Raw genomic sequence first — 20,244 nt, forward strand, 5'->3', positions numbered from 1 at the left:
CAGCTACGGGAAGTCGCGTGGGAAGAGCTGTACCCGCCGATACGGCTCCCGCCCCAGGCTCCGCGACCCGAGGTTGTACCGCTCAGCCAGTTGATGCTGAAGCCGCCGCACGTACGCGCTCTGCGGAGACAGCTCGATTGGCCGCGTCTCCTCAAGCACCTGTGCGATGGCGTCTTCGGTCTCCTGCAGCGCTGATGTGGTGGCTGAGGTCGTGGATCGATCCATCTGGGCGATCCGCGACAGGCCCTCCTCGATCTGGCCGCCGCTGTTGCCGCGCAAGACGTGGATCGGCGTGCCGTTCGCCTCGGCGTCCCGAAGCGGCTGCGGCTTGCGCCGATAGTAGTTCTTGAGCGTCATGACCACGTCGGCGTCGTTGGGATCGTCGGTCAGCACGACCGGCAGATGCATCGCGCGGATCATCTGCTCCGTGCGGGAGCGATTGACGCCGTAGGCGAACAGCGCCAGCGTCTTCCCGTTGCCAGCGGTTGTCCCCGGCTCCGGGTCTCGGCTGAGGCGCGGCGCACGCTCGCCATCGGTCCGCTCGCGCGGCCGGTCCGGCGCACGGTCTCGGTCCCGGTCCCGCTCGCCGATGTCACGCACCCGGCCCCGCCCGAACGGGGTCGGCGCGGGCGCCTCGCCATCCGAGGTCGGCAGGAGCTGTGGCGGGCCGGCCCGCCGTGGTGGCGGCTTCTCGATCTGGACCTCGCCCCGGTCGTCGCGGTACCGGATGGCGGCCGGCCGCGCGTGCCCGCGCAGCAGGGCGTCGATCACATCGGCCACGTTCTCGTGGACGGCGACGCGGTTCCAGTTCTGGATCTCCACCACCACGTCGAACGTGGGCGGCGCTTTCCGCTCCAGCACGGACTTCTGCGTCCCGCGTCGGCGCGCCTCCTCGTCGCCGAGCGTGACGGTCTGAATCCCGCCGATCAGATCGGCGAGCGTCGGGTTGAGCATCAGATTCTCGAGCGTGTTGCCGTGAGCCGTCGCGATGAGCTGCACGCCGCGCTCGGCGATGGTGCGCGCCGCCTGGGCCTCCAGCTCGGTCCCGATCTCGTCGATGACGATGACTTCGGGCATGTGATTCTCGACGGCCTCGATCATCACGCCGTGCTGAGCGGTGGGCGTGGGCACCTGCATCCGCCGCGACCGTCCGATGGCGGGGTGCGGGATGTCGCCGTCGCCGCCGATCTCATTCGAGGTGTCCACGATGATGGTGCGCTTGCGAAGGTCGTCCGCCAGCACACGCGCCGCCTCACGCAGCATCGTGGTCTTGCCGACACCTGGACGGCCCATCATCAGCACGCTGCTGCCAGACTCCACCAGATCGCGAATGATCGAGATGGTGCCGTAGACAGCCCGACCGACCCGGCAGGTCAGCCCGATGACCCGACGGTCGCGGCTTCTGATCGCCGAGATGCGGTGCAGCGTGCGCTCGATGCCGGCGCGGTTGTCGTCTCCGAACTGGCCGATGCGGCCGATGACGTGGTCGATGTCGTCGACCGTCACCGGCTCTTCGGCGAGCATGACCTCCCGACCTGGCAGGCGCGCTTCGGGAAGTCGGCCGAGATCCATCACCACTTCGAGCAGATCGGTCTGATCGGGCAGTGCCTCGAGTGGGAGACGGATACGCGGCGGCAGCACGTCCAGCAGCAGTCCGAGATCGTCTGTGACCTGCAACTGGGGCTGCGAAATGGGTTGTCCGAGTCTGTCGGCCATTAGCCTCCGACGATGTTCGCAGGAACGAGCGTGGTCTCAGGGACTCGCACGCTCAACTGACGGACGTAGATATCGTAGCGGGCGCCCACCACGAACCCACGCCGCTCCAGAGCCGCACCAAGCACCGACTGGTACGGCCGTACCGAGACGTACACCGCTGCCTTTTCGCTGAGCTGCTTCATCGCGAACGCGACCATCCGGTCGATCATCGTTTCGTACTTGGGGTCAATCATGAACTCAAGGTACTGGCTCTTCTGCCCGTAGTTGACCTCAAGCCAGCCCGCAAGCGATGCGCCAATCTCCCAGACATACTGGTGCCGGTCTCCGAGCAGCGCCGGCGACCACCGCTTGCGCCCTCGGTGGAGCGCCGACCACTCGTCGTAGGTCAACGCCTCGGCGGCCCGCACCAGCTGGGGCACCGCCGCGCCATACAGGTTGAACAGGGGCTGCTCGTCTGCCCGCAGCCGGGGCCGCCCGTCGAGTGTTTCCAGGGTCGGGATCTTGAACGGGGCCGGCAGTTTATAGAGCGTCGTCGTGGTGTACTGCTCGTAGCCGGACCGCTTCGCCAGCTCGGCGCTTGCCATGCCGGCCGGGGCTTCGAAAAATACCCGGCGCGCCCCGTGTGTCACCGCGTACTGCCCCACCGCTTCGAGCAGCCGTTCGGCCACGCCGTCCTTGCCACCGCTGACCAGCATGTGCTCGGCGTCCCAGACCAGCCCGTCGGCGCGGGGACGGGCCACCGCCAGCCCATCGACTCCCGATTCGCCCGACGCGACCCAGACCCGCTCCCAGGACATCCCCAACGTCTGCCAGATCGCGGCGCCGGTTGGCAGATGCCCGGTCTCCGGCTGCACCCGGGGCCAGGTGTGCGAGGTCAACTCCGTGGTATCAGGGCGGCGAAGAAACATGCCGACGCCGACCAGATCAGGTAGGCGCAGCACACGAATCATGATGGAGCCGTCCCGATGCACATGCTTGCCGGTTGATTGTACAGGACGGTGCGCCATCTTGGATGGGTTCGCTCCGAGACGCCGCAGCGCCGGTGCGCGACTCTGGCAGCCCAATGGGGGCTTCTATAATGCTCGCCGTGAACGAGACTGACGCTGCCACGGGCCAGCGGCCAACGGAGACGGACGCTCCCGCGACCGGGGCAAGCCCAGCGGTGGCCGGCGAAGCCGCCGCCCCGAAGCTCCCGCCCACGATCCCCGCGAGCCAGCCGCCCCCCCGCGAGGTTGGACCGGTGGAGTCGTGGCTCTATGCGCCCTTCCTGGCGCTCCAGTTCCTGACGATCCTCCCGCCCGTCGTCCGACGCTTCCCGCGTCCGCGCGATCTGGGCCGCAGCGAGGCGTTCTTCCCGTTCATCGGGCTGCTGCTCGGAGCGGTCCTCGCCATCGCGGATCGCATCCTGGAGCCGTACGTTCCCCTGTGGGTCCGCGGCACCCTGCTGGTGATCCTGCTGGCCGCCCTGACGGGAGCGCTGCACCTTGACGGCGTCATCGACACGTTCGACGGCCTCTTCGCCTCGGGCAACCGCGACCGTCGCCTCGCCATCATGCGCGATCCACGGGCCGGCGCGTACGGGGTCGTCGCCATCGTGCTGCTGCTGGGCCTGAAGGTCAGCGCTCTGGCGAGCCTGCCGCCCCACCTGCGTTTCGGGGCGCTGCTGGTGGCCCCGTGCCTCGGACGGTGGAGTATCGTCCTGGTGACCAGCCAGTTCCCATACGCCCGCAGCGAGGGGATGGGCCAGGCGTTCAAGCAGTCGCTGCGCTGGCCGCACGTGGTGGTGGCCGGGGCCATCGCGGCCGAGGTCGCGGTCCTGGTGCTGGGCGTGGCCGGCATCGTGATCTGGTTCGCCGCCAGCACGCTGGCGTTGCTCGTGGCACACTACACGTCGGCGCGGCTCGGCGGGCTGACGGGCGATACGTACGGCGCCCTGTGCGAGCTGACGGAGACCGGCGTACTGGTCGCTCTCGGCCTAAACCTTCGGGGACTCGGATGAACCTCCTGACTTCGACCATCGCGCGGATCGGCCAGCCAGACGCGGAGGCTGCCGCTGCCGCGCGCCGCCGGCAGGCGTTGCTGACCAAGCCAGCCGGCAGCCTGGGTACGCTGGAGCGGCTGCACGTCACCCTGGCGGCGATCCAGGGCTGCGCGCTCCCGGCAGTCGAGCAGCCCGCGGTACTCGTCGTCGCAGCCGATCACGGCGTGGCCACCGCCGGCGTCTCGGCTTACCCCAGGCAGGTAACGGCTGAGATGGTCCGCAACTTCGCGCGGGGCGGGGCGGCCATCAACGTGCTGGCGCAGGACGCCCGCGCGCGGCTGGTCGTGGCCGATCTCGGCATCGACTGGCAGGGCGCGGAGCCGCCGGCAGGCATCCTGCGCCGACCGATCGCGCCAGGAACCGCCAACCTTGCGGAGCGGCCGGCGATGTCCCGCGCCGAGGCCGTGCGCGCCGTCGAGGTCGGCATCACCCTGGCACAGGAGCTGATCGCCGATGGCGCGGACCTGATCGCGCTCGGGGAGATGGGCATCGCGAACACAACGGCGAGCGCGGCCTTGATCGCCGCGTTGGCCGGGCGTCCGCCTCGTGACGTGACCGGCCTGGGGACCGGGGTGGATCACCCGGGCTGGCAGCGGAAGGTGGCCGTCATTGAACGGGCGCTGGCGCGCGCCCAGGTCGATGCATCCGACCCGCTCGGCGCGCTGGCCGAGTTGGGAGGCTTCGAGATCGGGGCGCTGGCCGGCGCGATGCTCGGCGCGGCCGCGGCGAAGGCACCGGTGCTGCTGGATGGCCTGATCGTCGGGGCGGCGGCCCTGCTGGCGGTGACGCTGGTCCCGAGCGTCCAGCCGTACCTGATCGCCTCGCACCGGTCGGTGGAGCCAGGGCACCGGGTGGTGCTCGAACTGCTGGAGCTTGAGCCGCTGATGGATCTCGGGCTGCGTCTGGGCGAGGGGAGCGGCGCGGCTGTCGCCCTGCACCTGATCCGGGCGGCCTGCGCGCTGCCACGGCAGATGGCGACCTTCGCCGAGGCGGGCGTCTCGACCCAGTCGGAGGCGGGCGTCTCGACCCAATCCGAGGCGGTTGTCGGCGACGCCCCGCGGATGAGCAACGCGCAGCAGCGCACCGGCGGCTGACGCTGCTCCGATGACCGAACGGCTCGCCCCCGTCCTGATGGTGCAGGGCACCGCGTCGCACGCCGGCAAGAGCACGCTGGTGACGGCGCTCTGCCGAATCCTCAAGCAGGACGGCTATCGGGTCGCGCCGTTCAAGGCCCAGAACATGGCCTTGAACTCGTTTGTGGCGGCCGAGGGCGGCGAGATCGGCCGCTCGCAGGCGCTCCAGGCCGAAGCGTGCGGCCTCGATCCGAGCATCGACATGAACCCGATCCTCCTGAAGCCCGAGGCCGACGCGCACTCGCAGGTGATCGTCAACGGGCAGTCCATCGGCTCGATGCCGGCCGCCGTCTATCAGCGCCGCAAGCTGGAGCTGTGGCCGCACGTCACCGCGGCGCTCGACCGGCTGCGCGCCCGCTACGACGTGGTTGTGGCGGAGGGGGCCGGCTCGCCCGCCGAGATCAACCTGAAGGCGACGGACCTCGCCAACATGCGGGTGGCCCGGTACGCGCGGGCGCCGGTGCTGCTGGTGGGCGACATCGACCGGGGCGGCGTCTTCGCCTCGCTGCTCGGGACGCTCGAGCTGCTCGACCCCGACGAGCGGGCGCTGGTGGCCGGCTTCGCGATCAACAAGTTCCGTGGCGACCCCGCCATCCTGGCGCCGGGTCTGGACTTCCTGACGCAGCGAACCGGCGTGCCGGTCCTGGGCGTCGTGCCCCATCTCCCGCGGCTCGATCTGCCGGAGGAAGACTCGCTGGGGCTGGACGACGCCGCCTCGACGGCCGATCCGAGTGGCCGGATCGACATCGCCGTGATCCGGCTGCCGCACATCGCCAACTTCGACGAGTTCGCGCCGCTCGCCGGCGAGCCACTCGTGCGCCTGCGTTATGTCGAACAACTCGCGGACCTGGGGCAGCCGAACCTCGTGATCCTGCCCGGCACCAAGACGACGGTCGCGGACCTCGACTGGCTCAGGCGGACCGGTCTGGCCGACGGCGTCCTGGGGCTGGCGCAGCGAAGGACGCCAATCCTCGGGATCTGTGGCGGCTACCAGATGCTCGGATCAGCCATCCACGACCCCGACCATGCCGAGTCGGGCATGGACAGCGTGCCCGGCCTGGGGCTGCTGCCCGTCGAGACGACCTTTGCCACCACCAAGCGCACGGTGCGCGTCCACGGGCGGTTGCTGGGATCGGTGGGGCCGTTCGGCGAGGCCGCGGGCGCTGACGTGGTCGCCTACGAGATCCACATGGGGCGCAGCGTGGCTGGAGCGGCCTTGCAGCCGCTGGTGCGGATCGACACCCGCTCGGGCGAGTCGGTCAGGGAGCTGGACGGGCTGGTCTCGGGGGACGGTCTCATTGCCGGCACCTACCTGCACGGCCTCTTCGAGAACGACGCCCTCCGCCACGGCATCGTCGACGGATTGGCCGCGCAGGCTCCGGCCCGACAGTCCGGCCGGGCCGAGGACCGACCTCGCCGCAATCTCGCCGCCGAGCGGGGCCGCGAGCTGGACCGTCTTGCCGACGCCGTGCGCGCCTCGCTCGACCTCCGACCGCTGCTCGCAGCCAGCGGATTGGGCTGACGAGCGCCGGACCGCCCCGCGGCCTCGGCAACAACCCGTACAATTGTTCTGGTCAGGCTCACCGGCCCGACCTTGCGCCACGCTCGGCGTCGCCAAACCCCGTCTGAGGCTCCATGCTGTCGTGACCTTCTCGCCGCCCCGTCAACGCCGCGAGCGCTCTGATGCGCCGCGCCCTCAGGTCCGTGCGCTCGGCATCGACCCCGGCCTGACGCGCACCGGCTGGGCGCTCGTGGCGCAGGACGGACCGCGCTACCGTCTGCTCGACTCGGGCGTGATCGCGCCGCGCTCCGACGCCGGCGCGGACGACCTGCCCGGGCGGCTTGCAGACGGCTACCTGCGGATGGTCGGCGTGCTGGAGTTGGCCCATCCGACGGTCGTGGCCGTGGAGGATCTCTTCACCACGCCAAAGTTTCCAAAGTCGGCACTGAAGATGGCTCACCTGCGCGGCGTCTACTGTCTCGCGGTGGCGCAGGCAGGCGTACCGCTGCTGGCGCTCACGGCAACCACGGTCAAGCAGCGGCTGACCGGCAACGGGCATGCCTCCAAGGAGCAGGTGCAGCGGATGGTGTTCGAGCTGTGCGCCGTGGATGGCGCAGGCATCCCGAACGACCTCAGCGACGCCATCGGGCTGGCCATCGCCGGCCTCCACCAGATGAGCTACAACGCGCTGACCGGGCGCGGCCTCCGATGATCGCGGCGCTCAAAGGGACGTTCAGGGGCCGCACCGACGACGGCATCATCGTGGATGTCGGCGGGGTCGGCTACGAGGTGGTGCTGCCGCCCATCGTCGAGCAGTCGTTCGGCGAGCTGACCGACGGCCGGCCGCTGGATCTGCGGATCGCCTACATCGCCAGCCGCGACAACCCGGCCCCGGTGCTCTACGGCTTCGCCCGCGACGAGGAGCGGCGATTCTGGGACTTGCTGCGGTCGGTCTCGCGGGTCGGACCGAAGAGCGCGGCCCGGGCGATGGTTCTCCCGATCAACCGGATGGCCGAAGCGATCCGCGACCAGAACACCCATCTGGTAGACAGCCTGCCTGGCATCAGCGCCGCCAGCGCCGAGAAGATCGTGGCCTCGCTGCGCCGCAAGATGGAAACGTTCGTGCTGCTGGCCGAGCCGCCCGCGCCCGATCAGCCGCCCTCGGACGACGAGCTCAAGCGGCTGGCCGTGGCCCTGCTCGTCGAGATGGGCATCAAGCGGCCAGACGCCAACCGTGCCGTCACGAAGCTGCTCGAAGCCAACGCTGAGCTGCGCTCGGTTGAGGACATCGTCATGGAATACTTCAGGCAGTAAGCGGGCGCAGCGCGGGGGCCTGTCCGCCGCCCGCGTCGAAGTCTCACGGGCACGATGGTGATGGGGAAGGAGGCGGAAGCATGACGACAGGGAACCGGCTCTTGTCCCCGTTCGCCGATTCGGGCGACGACGGCGGTGACGGCGGCTCGCTGCGTCCCCCGACACTGCCGGACTTCGTCGGGCAGGGCCGGCTGAAGGAGCGGCTCGCCATCGCCATCGGCGCGGCCCAGGAGCGCGACGAGCCGCTGGAGCACATCCTCTTCCACGGGCCGCCCGGCCTGGGCAAGACCACCCTCGCCCACATCATCGCCGAGGAGATGGGCGGCAAGCTGACGATCACCTCCGGCCCGGCCCTTGAGAACACGGCTCAGCTCATGGGCATTCTGAGCAAGCTGGAGCCGGGCGACGTCCTGTTCGTCGATGAGATCCACCGGACGCCTCGCACCATCGAGGAGTACCTGTACCCCGCGATGGAAGATTTCGCGGTGGATTTCGTGCTGGACAAGGGGCCGTTCGCCAAGGCGATTCGGCTGCCGCTCAAGCGCTTCACGCTGGTCGGCGCGACGACCCGCGCTGGCCTGCTGGCCTCGCCGCTGCGCGACCGCTTCGGCCTCCTCTTCCACCTCGACTTCTACACGCCGGAAGAGCTTGAGTCGATCGTCCGCCGCTCGGCCAGCCTGCTCGGCGTCGAGTTGCAGGCAGAGGCCGCGATGGAGGTGGCGCGGCGCTCGCGCGGGACGCCCCGCATCGCCAATCGGCTGCTGCGGCGGGTTCGTGACTACGCGACCGTCAAGGGCAGCGGCGACGTCACCCTGGAGGTGACCCAGGCGTCGCTGCATCTCGAAGGCGTCGACGACGAGGGCCTGGACGAGCTGGACCGTAAGGTCTTGTCCGCGATCATCTCGCGGTACGGCGGCGGGCCGGTCGGCATCGAGGCGCTGGCAGCCACGATTCAGGAGGAGACCGACACGCTGACTGACGTGGTCGAGCCGTACCTCCTGCAGCAGGGCTTCGTGATCCGGACCTCGGCGGGCCGCCGCGCAACGGGCCGGGCCTACGAGCATCTTGGCCTGAAGCGGCCACGCTCCGCGCCGGCCGACCAGCCGCCACTGCTCTGAGCCGGTCCAGACGGTGTTGAGTACTGCGGCGGCCCTGGCACGGTCCGAAGCTTGCACGGCAGGAGCCCGATGACCGCTGATGTCTTCTCGGTGTTCCCGACGCTGACGACGCCGCGCCTGCTCCTCCGCGAGTTGGATCCGGCCGACGCCGCCGACGTCCTGGTCTTTCGCGGCGATCCCGAGGTGCAGCGCTTCAACTCAGCGCCGATGACCGACATCAGGCAGGCGCTCGCACTGATCGACACCCTTCGCAAGTGGTATCTCGCGCAGAAGGCGATCCACTGGGGCGTGACCCTGCGCGGCGAGAGCCGGGTGATCGGCCTGTACAGCCTACACGGGCTGGACCGGTACCACCGGCGGGGCGCGCTTGGCTACGACCTGGCCCGTGAGTACTGGGGCCAGGGCATCGCCCAGGAGGCCGTCGGCGAGATCGTCCGGTTCGCGTTCGAGCAGTTGGAGCTGAACCGGCTTGAAGCGGTCACCATCGCGGACAACTACCGTTCGGTGAGCCTGCTGGAGCGGCTCGGCTTCACGCTCGAAGGCACCCGCCGCGAGCACTCCCTCGAGGACGACGGCCTGTTCCACAGCAGCGCCATCTACGGGCTGCTGCGCCGCGAGTACCTCGCCCGCTGATGGCCAGCCACGGCGGCCGGTCGCCTGGCTCCCCTACGGCTGCACCACCACCTTGACCGATCCGGACCCACGCTTGTCGTCGGCCGCCGCGAAGGCCGCGCCGATCTCCACCAGTGGGAAACGGTGCGTCACCAGCGGCTCGGCCTGGACCCGTCCGTCCGCCACCATGTGGAGCGCGATCTGGAACTCACGCTGGCCGTGCCAGGTCGAGTAGCTGTTGCACCACAGCACGTCCAGCTCCTTACGGTTGCCGGCCCGGTACGGCACAGCGACATCCCGCCAGAACGCGCCGATCACCCCGATCCGCCCGCCGAACGCCGCGGCCTCGACGGCCTGGAGCATGGTGTCGGTCTCGCCGCCGACCGTCTCGAAGACGGCATCGCACAGGTCGCCGTCGGTCAGGTCGGCGACGGCCTCGGCGATAGTGCCAACGGCTGCGTTGTTGACGACCGCATCGGCTGCCCCCACGTTCAGCGCGAACTGCAGCGGCTCGTCGCGCCGCCCGATCATGATGACCTTTCGCGCGCCGGCCGCCCGCGCCACCTGCCCCATCGTCAGGCCAATCGGCCCCGTTCCGACGACGCACACGTACTCCATGGCGTGCAGCGGCACCCGGTTGATCGCGTGGACGCCACAGCCGTAGACGTCCAGCAGCGACGCCGCGTCCAGCGAGACGTGGTCTGGCAGCGGGTAGACGTTCGCCTCCAACACCAGATCCAGCTCGGAGAAGCCGGCGCTGCCGTGGCGCTGACCATCCCGCATGCCACGCCGCGGACAGATGTGGTAGTCGCCGCGTCGGCACTGGCGGCACCGGCCACACCCGACCAGGTGCATCGGCTCCACCCCGACCCGCTGCCCCACGGCGACACGGGTCACGCCCGAGCCGAGCGCCGCCACCGTGCCGGCAAGCTCGTGGCCGGCCCGGCGGGGGCCAGCCAGGGGTGCTGCGCCCCACGGATCTCCCCCACGGTAGCCGTGCAGGTCGGAGCCGCAGACGCCGGCCGCGCCGATCTTCACCAGCACTTCGCCGGGGCCGGGCGTCGGGTCCGGAAGCTCCTCCACCCGAATGTCGCGCCCACCGTAGAACAGCGCCGCCTTCATCAGATCGTCCCCTCTCGCCGCAGTCGCCGGTACGATTCGACGCGGCGTCTCCTGCCGTCAGCGCGGCAGCAGGCCTTTCTCTGCCAGGTACGCGGCCACGGCGTCGGCCGCGACGACGTGCCCGTCAGCCGTCCAATGGTAGTCGCCCTCGATGTAGTAGCGGAACAGGCCGCCTGCATCGACCTGCCTCTGGAACGGCGGCAGCAGGTCAAGGTGTCCGATACCGAGGCGGTCCGTCACGGCGGTCATCGTTCTGACGGGGGCGTCAGGCCCACCGCGACCGTTTTCGATGAGGCGCTTGTTGGAGTCACGCTGCCAGTAGGCCTGTTCGAGCATCCGCCACTCGGGGATGCCTGCCACCAGCAACGGTGCCCCCAGGCTGTCTGCGCGAGCTTTCACAATCGCGAGGACACGCTCGGTGATGCGCCACGAGCGCTCCCATTCGCCGCTCGGTCTGGCGTCGTACTTGCCGCGTGTCGGCTCGACCAGCCCGTCAATCGCGTTGAACGCCTCACGTGGGTTCTGCAATTCGAGCTTGTAAACAACACCGGTCTCTATCACGTTGTAGAGGAGCGACGAGTCCCGCACTCGGTAGCGCAACGTCGTCCGCGCATCGGGCGGGGGCGGGGGTATCAGCACGAGATCGCTGTCGTCGTCGGACAGGTCGTAGTACGGTTTCAGAGCACGACTCAGCTGGCCGTCGATCAGCTCCAGGCGATAGTTGTTGTTCGCCAGGTCGTTGCAGTGGCAGAAGAACAGCACGATCAGGTCGGGCTTGAGCTTCGCTCCCTCTTGATCGAGCAGCAGCGACTCCTGCGCGGTGCCGTAGCCGAGCACGCCGCCGTTGATCACCTCGATGGGGCGTCCCAGGCTTGCTGTGAGTTTCCGCTCAAGCACCTGCGCGATCCCCTGCTCCACGGGCACCTGAGCCGCCTCGACATACGAATCGCCCAGCAGCAGGATCCGAAACGCGCCGGGCGGCTTCTCATACGATTGCCGTGGGTCACGGAACCCCATCGGGTTGGTGTCGATACGGACCGTGAACCGCGGCGTCTTCACCCAGCTCGTGTGACTCGGGATGTGGAAATGCCCGAGCACCGGGTGGCGGCGGACGAACGGCCCGGTGTCGTAGTTGCCGGGCAAGAACGGTCCGAACATCCGCAGCGCGATCTCCAGCGCGACGAGCGGGATGGCAAGGCTGACCAGCACCACGATGAGGCGCGCTGCGATCATCCCCCCACGATGCGGCGCCTGGCGTGTCTTGGCAACGTCGGACATGGTGCTTTGCACGCTCCGGACCCCGAGGCTGGGCAGTCTCGGGGGCGGAGTCTACCAGGAAATCGTCAGGCGCGACCCAGGGCGTAGATACCGGCCGGGAGTTGGTCGGACGCCAGCGTACCGAGTATCCTTCGACCCACGCTCCTTCACAAACTGAGAGTCGCTGCTCGGGTGGCCCTTCAGCGTCGGACGCCGGCGCTGTGGGCAGAATAGGGAAGACGGTGAGAATCCGTCGCGGTCGCGCCACTGTGAGCGGGGAGTCGGCAGCACGTTGCCACTGCGTCCACCGGGTGGATGTGGGAAGGCGCTGACGACGTCGATCCGCCAGCCAGGAGACCTGCCCGAGTATGCCGGGACGCCGTTCTCCGCGTCAGAGAGCCGCCCGACACGTCAGCTCCAGGTCCGACACGGACCGCGCGGGCGACAGTGCCGGCTCGGACCTGCGCTCCGGCTCCCGTTGAACCGCATCGCGATTGTGCGGGGAAAGGGTAGAGACTGATGGCGCAGGAACGAAAAGAGCCGCGTGGGCTGGTGGTCGTCAACACGGGCGATGGCAAGGGCAAGACGACGGCAGCGCTCGGACTGGCGGTACGCGCGGCCGGCAACGGTTTGCGCGTCTTGATCATCCAGTTCATCAAGGGCCGTTGGAAGACCGGCGAAACGAAGTCGCTGGAAGCGCTCGCCCCCAACATCCAGCTCGTCAGGATGGGCATGGGGTTCACGATCGATCGGCTGCGTGACGCCCGTGTCCCGATGGAGGAGCACGAAGAGGCCGCCGCGAAGGCGTTCGAGCGCGCCCGCGAGGTGGTGCTGGCCGACGAGTACGACATGATCGTGCTCGACGAGCTGCTGGGCTCGATCAAGGCCGGGCTGGTCTCGCTGGACGACGTGCTGGAGCTGATCTGCCAGAAGCCGGCGCGCCTGCACCTCGTGATGACGGGGCGGGGCGCGCCGCCCGAGCTGATCGACGCCGCCGACCTCGTCACCGAGATGACGATGATCAAACACCCCCTGCAGCAGGGCATCAAGGCGCAGCGGGGGATCGAGTTTTGATGGCCGACCGCTCCATCCTGGTGCTCAGCACCGCCGACACCGACCTGTTGACACTCAGCCACGCCGTCGAGCGTCTTCCCGAGGGCTTCCCGGCCGTCCGGGCCGTCAACCCCGCGACGCTGACCGACGTCGACGCGGCCCACGCGTTCCTCGCCGCCGAGCTGCCACGCACCGGCGTCGTCGTGATGCGGCTGCTGGGCGGCAAAAGGGCCTTCGAACACGGCTGGGACCGGCTGACCCGCGACTGCGCTGAGCGCAATGTGCCGGTCGTCGCGATCCCCGGCGACCAGGCGGCCGACCTGGACCTGCAGGCCGCCTGCACCGCGCCGGTACCAGTCGTGGCGGCCGTCGCCGAGTATCTCGCGCACGGCGGCATCGAGAACCTGGCGGCGATGCTGGCCCTGCTCGCCAATCACGCGCTCGGAACCAGCCATCCGACTGTGCCACCGCGCGCCGTCGCCTGGGAGGGCGTCTACCACCCCGACGAGCCGGACGAGGTCGGCCTCGACGACTACCTGGCGCGCCGCAACGTCGCCGGCCAGCCGGTCGTGGCGATCCTCTTCTACCGTGCCCACTGGATGAGCCGGAACCTCGGCTTCGTGGATGCGCTGGTGCGCGCCCTCGAAGCCGAGGGTTGCACGTCGCTGCCGATCTTCTGCCAGAGTCTCAAGGGTGGGCCGAACGGCGTCCCGGCCGTCTTCGCGGATTTCCTGCTCGACGTCGACGGGTCGGCCCGCATCGACACGGTCCTGAACACCCTGAGCTTCGCGATGAGTCAGCTTGAGGTCAAAGGCGTGACGGTGGCCAGCGGCTGGTCGGTGGCCGGCCTGGATCAACTCGACGTGCCGGTGATCCAGGCCATCGTCTCCACCAGCACCGCCGATCAGTGGGCCGAGAGCGACTCTGGCCTCAGCCCCATCGACACCGCGATGAACGTCGCCATGCCCGAGTTCGACGGCCGGATCATCGGCGTGCCGATCTCCTTCAAGCAGGAGGCCGTCGAGGACGAGCGGCTGGGCGCACGGTTGATGCGCTACGAGCCGATGCCTGACCGGATCGCCTTCACGGCGAAGCTGGCGGTGGCCTGGGCACGGCTCCGGCGCATCCCGCCAGCCGAGCGAAGAGTCGCGCTGGTGCTCAGCAACTACCCGACCAAGAACGCGCGGATCGGCAACGCCGTCGGGCTGGACACCCCGGCCTCGGTCTGGCACATCCTGCACGCGCTGCGGGAGGCCGGCTACACGGTCGAGGATATCCCAGAGAGCGGCGACGCCCTGATCCACCAGTTGATCGATCACTGCTCCTACGATCAGGAGTTCCTGACCGAGAGTCAGATGGCGGGGGCCGGCCGCCTGACCGCCCCTGGTTACCGGCGCGCCTTCGACGGCTACGCGCCGAGCGTCCAGCAGGAGTTGCGCGACGCCTGGGGCGACCCGCCGGGCGAGGTCTACCGTGACGGCGACGCGCTGGTGATGCCCGGCCTGGAATTCGGCAACGTCTTCGTCGGGATCCAGCCGCCGCGCGGCTTTGGCGAGAACCCCATCGCCATCTACCACAGTCCCGACCTGACCCCGACGCACCACTATCTCGCCTACTACGCCTATCTGCGCGATGTGTTCGGGGCGCATGCGGTCGTCCACATCGGCAAGCACGGCACGCTCGAATGGCTGCCGGGCAAGAGCCTCGGCCTGTCCGCCGCCTGCTATCCCGAGGTGGCGCTCGGCCCGATGCCGCACTTCTACCCGTTCATCGTCAACAACCCCGGCGAGGGCGCGCAGGCGAAGCGGCGGGCGCACGCCTGCATCGTCGATCACCTGATCCCCGCGATGCAGACGGCGGACTCGTACAACGAGATCGTCAAGCTCGAACAACTGATGGACGAGTACTACCAGGTGCAGACGCTCGATCCGAAGAAGGCCCCGGTCGTGCGAGAGCAGATCTGGGCCGTCATCCAGGAGGCGAAGCTCGACCGCGATCTTCACCAGGACGAGCGGCCCGGCGACGACATCTTCGACAACTTCCTGCTGCACGTCGACGGCTACCTCTGCGAGCTGAAGGACGCCCAGATCCGCGACGGTCTGCACACGCTGGGGCAGGCGCCGGCCGGCGAGGAGCAGATCGGCCTGTTGCTGGCGCTGACCCGCCTCGACAACGCCGACGCGCCGAGCCTGCGCCGTTCTCTGGCGGACGCCCTCGGTCTGCCGTACCAGCAGCTGCTGGCCGACCGGGGCCAGCCGTACACCGGGCCGATCCCGCTGGCACTGTCTCGACTGAGCAACACCCCGATCCGCGGCAACGGCGACCTGATCGAGGGGTTGGAGGCGCTCGGACATGCGCTCCTCAGCCAGTTGCAGGTCGCCGACTTTCAGCCGTCCACGGTCGGGCCGCTGGTCGAGCGGACGTTCCCGGGCGACGGCGTCGCGGTCCGCGAGGCGCTCGACTACCTGACCACGACGCTCGTCCCCAACCTGGACCGCACCACCGACGAGATCGGGAACCTGCTGCGGGGCCTGGACGGCCGGTACGTGCCGGCCGGTCCGAGCGGCGCACCGACGCGTGGGCAGGCGAACGCGCTGCCGACCGGCCGCAACTTCTACTCGGTCGATCCGAACACCATCCCCTCGCCCAACGCCTGGGCCACGGGCGTCGCGCTCGGGGACGCCCTGCTGGCGAAGTACCTCGACGAAGAGGGGCGGTATCCGGAGTCAGTCGGCATCGTCGTCTGGGGCACCTCGGCCATGCGGACGCACGGCGACGACGTGGCCGAGATCTTCCACCTGCTCGGCGTGCGGCCGGTCTGGCAGCGTGAGAACCGTCGCGTGCGGGGCCTGGAGATCGTCCCGCTGGCCGAGCTTGGCCGGCCACGCATCGACGTGACGGCTCGCATCAGCGGCTTCTTCCGCGACGCCTTCCCGAACCTGATCCACCTGATGGACGATGCCGTCAAGATGGTGGCCGAGCTGGACGAGCCGTCCGACCAGAACTTCGTGGCGGCGCGGGTGCGGGCCGACGCCCTCCGCAAGGAAGCGGCCGGGATGTCGCGCGAGGCGGCCTGGAGAACCTCGACCTACCGCATCTTCGGGAGCAAGCCGGGCACCTACGGGGCCGGCATCCTGCCGCTGCTGGACGAGCGCAACTGGCAGACCGACCATGACCTCGCCGCCGTCTATCAGGCCTGGGGCGCGTTCGCCTACGGGCGGGGCACGTTCGGCGCGCAAGCTCCGGACGAGTTCAAGGAGCGATTTGCCGGCATCGTGGTGGCGGCCAAGAACCAGGACAACCGCGAGCACGACATCTTCGACAGCGACGACTACCTCCAGTATCACGGCGGGATGATCGCAACGGTCCGCGCGCTGTCGGGGCAGGATCCGAAGCAGTACTTCGGAGACTCCTCGAACCCGCTGGAGCCGAAGCAGCGCGACCTCGGAGACGAGGCTCGGCGGGTCTTCCGCACCAGGGTGGTCAACCCGAAGTGGATCGCCAGCATCAAGCGGCACGGCTACAAGGGCGCGTTCGAGATGGCGGCGACCGTTGACTACCTGTACGGCTACGACGCCACCGCCCACGTGGTGGATGACTGGATGTACGAGCGCGTCACCGACGCCTACGTCTTCGACGAAGACACCCGGCGATTCTTCGAGGAGAAGAACCCCTGGGCGCTGCGGGGGATCGCCGAGCGGCTGACCGAGGCGATGGATCGCGGGCTGTGGCAGAACCCGGACCCGGAGGTCCGCAAACGGCTCGAACAGGTCTACCTCGACATCGAGAATCAACTGGAGCTTCGCGGCGAAGCGGCCCAGGACGGCGACCAGGAGGCCGGCCGATGAGCCAGACCACTCCCCAGGCCGCACCCGCCCCGGCCCGTCGCACTGGTCGTCCGGTGTTCCCGTTCACGGCGCTGATCGGCCAGGAACGGATGAAGAAGGCGCTCGTTCTCAACGCCGTCAATCCCCGCCTGGGCGGCGTCTTGATCCGGGGTGAGAAGGGGACCGCCAAGTCGACGGCTGTCCGCGCCCTGGCTGGCCTGCTCCCCGAGATCCAGGTCGTCGTCGGTTGCCACTACGGCTGCGACCCGGCCGCCCCGGACGACTGGTGCGCCGACTGCCAGGAGAGACACGGGGGCCACCCGACCGCCGGCCGGCGCGTCCCCATCGTGAACCTGCCGGTCGGCGCGACCGAGGACCGGCTGACCGGCACCATCGATATCGAAGCGGCCATCAGCGAGGGCCGGCGGCGCTTCGAGCCGGGCCTGCTGGCCGCCGCCCATCGCGGCATCCTCTACGTGGACGAGGTCAACCTGCTCAACGATCACCTTGTGGACGTGCTGCTGGACGTGGCAGCGATGGGCACGAACTATGTCGAGCGCGAGGGCATCTCGCTCTCGCACCCGGCCCAGCTGATCCTGGTCGGCACGATGAATCCTGAGGAGGGCGACCTTCGCCCCCAGCTGCTGGACCGTTTTGCGCTGGCGGTCGAAGTGCAGGGCCTGGACAACCGCGCCGAGCGGGCCGAGGTCGTGCGGCGGCGTATCGCGTTCGAGCAGGACCCGGTCGGGTTCGTGACCCGCTGGCAGGCCGAGGAGCAGGCCGAGCAGCACCGCGTCCTGGCCGCCCGCGACCGTCTCTCGTCGGTGATCCTCGACGACCGTATGCTGGACCTGATCACCCATCTCTGCACCGATTTTGGTGTGGATGGTCTCCGGGCTGACATCGTCATGTACAAGACGGCCGTCACGCTGGCGGCCTACGCCGGACGGGGCCGCGTGGTCGAAGAGGACGTGCGTGACGCCGCCGAGCTGGCGCTGCTGCACCGCCGTCGCCGTCAGCCGTTCGAGCAGCCGCGCATGGACCCCGGCGACCTCGACCGCTCGATTGAGGAGCACCGCCAGCAGAACCCGCCGGATCTCTCGCCCGAAACGCCGCCTGAGACGACCAAAGCTTCAGCGCCGGAGCCACCCGAAACGGAGCCGCCGGCCACGCCGCCGAATCCCGACCAGCAGCCGTCCCCGCCCGACGAGCATGTTGTCGCGGCCGGCGATCCGTACGCCGTACGGGCCATCGCCCCGCCCGCCACCCTCCGCGAAGAGCGACCGAAGCGCGCCGGCCGCCGCAGCCGCGTCCGCACGCGTGACGGCCAGGGCGCTTACGTCCGCGCCGAACCATCCGGCCCGGCCACGACCGACCTGGCGCTGGATGCCACCGTCCGCGCCGCCGCCCCGATGCAGCGCGCTCGACGCCAGCGGCAACCAGACGGCCCGGCCCTGCTGGTCAAGGCGTCCGATCTCCATGGCAAGGTCCGCGAGACGAAGGCCGGCAACATCATCCTCTTCGCCGTCGACGCCAGCGGCTCGATGGCCGCGCGCAAGCGGATGTCGGCCGCCAAGCAAGCCGTGCTGTCGCTGCTGCTCGACGCGTACCAGAAACGGGACCGGGTCGGGCTGATCTCGTTCAGGGGCGAGCGAGCCGACCTCCTGCTGCCGCCGACGACCTCGGTCGATCTGGCGGAGCGTCGGCTCCAGTCGTTGCCGACGGGCGGACGCACGCCGCTCAGTCATGCGCTACAGGTCGGCCTGCTCGCCTTCGAGAAGCACCGGCTGAACCACCCGGAGGACGTCCCCCTGCTGCTGATCGTCTCAGATGGTCGCGCCAACGTGGCGCTCGGCGGCGGCGACCCGACCGCCGAGATCCTGGCCCTGGCCGGCGAGATCCGGACGCGCGGCATCCAGTCTGTCGTGGTGGATACCGAGAGCGGCCGCATGCGGGTCGGCGTCTGCCGGCCGCTCAGCGACGCCCTCGGCGCGACCTACCTCCCCATCGAGCAGTTGCGAGCCGGTGGGCTGGTAGCGGCGGCCAATCTCGGTCTCGGCCGGGCCTGAGGCAGCGACCCGGTGCTGGGACTGGTCATCGGAGGGGTTGCCAGCGGCGTCGGCAAGACGACGCTGACGCTGGGGCTGATCGGGGCGCTGCGGCAGCGCGGCCTCTCGGTCTCCCCGTTCAAGGTCGGGCCGGACTACATCGACCCGAGCCACCATGCCCAGGCCGCCGGCCGCCCGTCGCGCAACCTCGACTCGTGGATGGTCCCCGAGGCCGCCCTGCGCGAGCTGTTCGGGCGGGCCAGCGCCCTCACCGCCGCCTCGGTGGTCGAGGGCGTCATGGGGCTGTTCGACGGGCAGACCGGCGGCGGCGAGGTGGGCAGCACGGCCCACGTGGCGAAGCTGCTCGGTCTGCCGGTCCTGCTGGTGGTGGACTCGGCGAAGGCTGCCCGCAGCGTGGCTGCGACCGTCCTCGGCTGCCGGGCGCTCGACCCGGATCTGGACATCGTCGGGGTCGTGCTGAACAACGTCGCCAGCGAGCGGCACGCGCAGATCGGTCGCGAGGCTATCGAGAGCCTGACCGACGTGCCCGTGCTGGGCTGGCTCCTGAAGGACACGATCCTGCATCAGGACGAGCGCTACCTCGGCCTCGTGCCGGCCGCCGAGCGCCGCCTGCCCGACGAGCTACTGGCCCGTGCGACGGCCCAGGTGGCCGAGCACGTCGATCTGCCGCGACTTCTCCGGCTGATGGAACGGGCGCCCATCGCGCCCGAACCGACCGGCCTGTTTCCATCGTCGCCGGTGGCGCGGCGGGCGCGCATTGCCGTGGCGATGGACGCCGCCTTCAACTTCTACTATCAGGACAGCCTCGACCTGCTCGAAGCGTGGGGTGCGGAGCTGACGCCGTTCAGCCCGCTCGCGGACAACCGCCTGCCCGATGACGTTGGCGCGGTCTACCTGGGCGGTGGGTTCCCGGAGCTGTTCGTCTCTGAGCTTGCAGCGAACCTGCCGATGCTCGACGCCATCCGCGAGGCCGCACGCACCGGTCTGCCGATCTACGGCGAGTGCGGCGGCCTGATGTACCTGCAGGAACGGCTGATCGACGCCGGCGAGCGGGAACACCGCATGGCCGGCGTTTTGCCGGGCAGCAGCACGCTGGTCGGGCGACGGCTGAGCCTGGGCTACCGCGAAGCACGGGTGCGCCGGTCGTCGCCTCTCGCCGATGCCGGGCGGGTGATCCGGGCACACGAGTTCCACTGGTCGCTGTCCGACGCACCAGCCGCCGAGCAGGCTGCCTACGACGTGCTCGGCACCGGGGGCGCAGACCGGCCTGAGGGGTTCGTCGTCGGGAAGGTGCTCGGGTCGTACCTGCACGTGCATCTTGCCACCGATCCAATGCTCGCACCGCGCTTCGTGGCGGCTGCGGCTGCCGGGGCGGCTCTCACTCCCGGGAAGGCCCTCACCCCCCGACCCCCTCTCCCTGTGCGCGGGAGAGGGGGAGACACACGAGACAGTGATTTCTCCCCCTCTCCCGCGCACAGGGA

Annotated in this window: 15 protein-coding genes and 1 riboswitch; of the genes, 11 read left to right on the forward strand and 4 right to left on the reverse strand. The window is 69.6% G+C overall.

Features of this window, described 5'->3' with window-relative positions; genetic code table 11:
* Positions 1 to 3: 3 nt before the first annotated feature.
* Positions 4 to 1,716: an AAA family ATPase gene (locus IT306_01115; protein ID MCC7366988.1), complete on the reverse strand. Its 1,713-nt coding sequence runs from the start codon at positions 1,714 to 1,716 to the stop codon at positions 4 to 6.
* A complete protein-coding gene (locus tag IT306_01120; GenBank protein MCC7366989.1) occupies positions 1,716 to 2,666 on the reverse strand; it encodes a hypothetical protein in 951 nt (316 codons plus the stop codon). Before IT306_01120 ends, IT306_01115 begins: the two co-directional genes overlap by 1 nt.
* Before the next feature lie 137 nt (positions 2,667 to 2,803).
* On the opposite strand from IT306_01120, the gene cobS reads away from it, so the two are divergent.
* From cobS to IT306_01155, 7 genes are all read left to right on the forward strand, one after another.
* The gene (gene cobS / locus IT306_01125; GenBank protein ID MCC7366990.1) at positions 2,804 to 3,715 is read left to right on the forward strand and encodes an adenosylcobinamide-GDP ribazoletransferase; all 912 of its coding nucleotides are present in this window, start codon (positions 2,804 to 2,806) and stop codon (positions 3,713 to 3,715) included.
* The gene (gene cobT, locus IT306_01130; protein MCC7366991.1) at positions 3,712 to 4,851 is read left to right on the forward strand and encodes a nicotinate-nucleotide--dimethylbenzimidazole phosphoribosyltransferase; all 1,140 of its coding nucleotides are present in this window, start codon (positions 3,712 to 3,714) and stop codon (positions 4,849 to 4,851) included. The genes cobS and cobT overlap by 4 nt, the downstream gene beginning before the upstream one ends.
* A gap of 10 nt (positions 4,852 to 4,861) precedes the next feature.
* Entirely contained in the window at positions 4,862 to 6,412 is a 1,551-nt protein-coding gene (locus IT306_01135) for a cobyric acid synthase (GenBank protein ID MCC7366992.1), read from the forward strand.
* 121 nt (positions 6,413 to 6,533) lie between these two features.
* Positions 6,534 to 7,103 (forward strand): crossover junction endodeoxyribonuclease RuvC, encoded by a 570-nt coding sequence (locus IT306_01140; GenBank protein MCC7366993.1) that lies wholly within the window; start codon positions 6,534 to 6,536, stop codon positions 7,101 to 7,103.
* Positions 7,100 to 7,705, forward strand: coding sequence for a hypothetical protein (locus IT306_01145; protein MCC7366994.1), 606 nt, complete (start codon positions 7,100 to 7,102; stop codon positions 7,703 to 7,705). Before IT306_01140 ends, IT306_01145 begins: the two co-directional genes overlap by 4 nt.
* Before the next feature lie 80 nt (positions 7,706 to 7,785).
* Positions 7,786 to 8,823 carry a Holliday junction branch migration DNA helicase RuvB gene (gene ruvB / locus IT306_01150; protein ID MCC7366995.1) on the forward strand — a complete coding sequence of 346 codons (1,038 nt, stop codon included), beginning with the start codon at positions 7,786 to 7,788 and terminating at the stop codon, positions 8,821 to 8,823.
* Positions 8,824 to 8,892: 69 nt separating this feature from the next.
* Positions 8,893 to 9,456 carry a GNAT family N-acetyltransferase gene (locus tag IT306_01155; protein MCC7366996.1) on the forward strand — a complete coding sequence of 188 codons (564 nt, stop codon included), beginning with the start codon at positions 8,893 to 8,895 and terminating at the stop codon, positions 9,454 to 9,456.
* Between the two features lie 33 nt (positions 9,457 to 9,489).
* Here the strand turns inward: IT306_01155 and IT306_01160 are convergent, their stop codons facing one another.
* Together IT306_01160 and IT306_01165 are read right to left on the reverse strand one after the other, a co-directional pair.
* Entirely contained in the window at positions 9,490 to 10,557 is a 1,068-nt protein-coding gene (locus tag IT306_01160) for an alcohol dehydrogenase catalytic domain-containing protein (protein MCC7366997.1), read from the reverse strand.
* 57 nt (positions 10,558 to 10,614) lie between these two features.
* A complete protein-coding gene (locus IT306_01165; protein ID MCC7366998.1) occupies positions 10,615 to 11,790 on the reverse strand; it encodes an SGNH/GDSL hydrolase family protein in 1,176 nt (391 codons plus the stop codon).
* A 197-nt stretch (positions 11,791 to 11,987) separates the two neighbouring features.
* A riboswitch (cobalamin riboswitch) is annotated at positions 11,988 to 12,195 on the forward strand.
* 138 nt (positions 12,196 to 12,333) lie between these two features.
* On the opposite strand from IT306_01165, the gene cobO reads away from it, so the two are divergent.
* From cobO to IT306_01185, 4 genes are all read left to right on the forward strand, one after another.
* A complete protein-coding gene (gene cobO, locus IT306_01170) occupies positions 12,334 to 12,888 on the forward strand; it encodes a cob(I)yrinic acid a,c-diamide adenosyltransferase (protein MCC7366999.1) in 555 nt (184 codons plus the stop codon).
* Positions 12,888 to 16,715 carry a cobaltochelatase subunit CobN gene (cobN, locus tag IT306_01175; GenBank protein MCC7367000.1) on the forward strand — a complete coding sequence of 1,276 codons (3,828 nt, stop codon included), beginning with the start codon at positions 12,888 to 12,890 and terminating at the stop codon, positions 16,713 to 16,715. Before cobO ends, cobN begins: the two co-directional genes overlap by 1 nt.
* Positions 16,712 to 18,763 carry a putative cobaltochelatase gene (locus IT306_01180; protein MCC7367001.1) on the forward strand — a complete coding sequence of 684 codons (2,052 nt, stop codon included), beginning with the start codon at positions 16,712 to 16,714 and terminating at the stop codon, positions 18,761 to 18,763. Before cobN ends, IT306_01180 begins: the two co-directional genes overlap by 4 nt.
* Positions 18,764 to 18,775: 12 nt before the next feature.
* The coding region (locus tag IT306_01185) for a cobyrinate a,c-diamide synthase (protein ID MCC7367002.1) at positions 18,776 to 20,244 on the forward strand (1,469 nt) is incomplete at its 3' end.

Source organism: Chloroflexota bacterium, from assembly GCA_020850535.1.
Taxonomy (GTDB): Bacteria; Chloroflexota; UBA6077; order UBA6077; family JACCZL01; genus JADZEM01.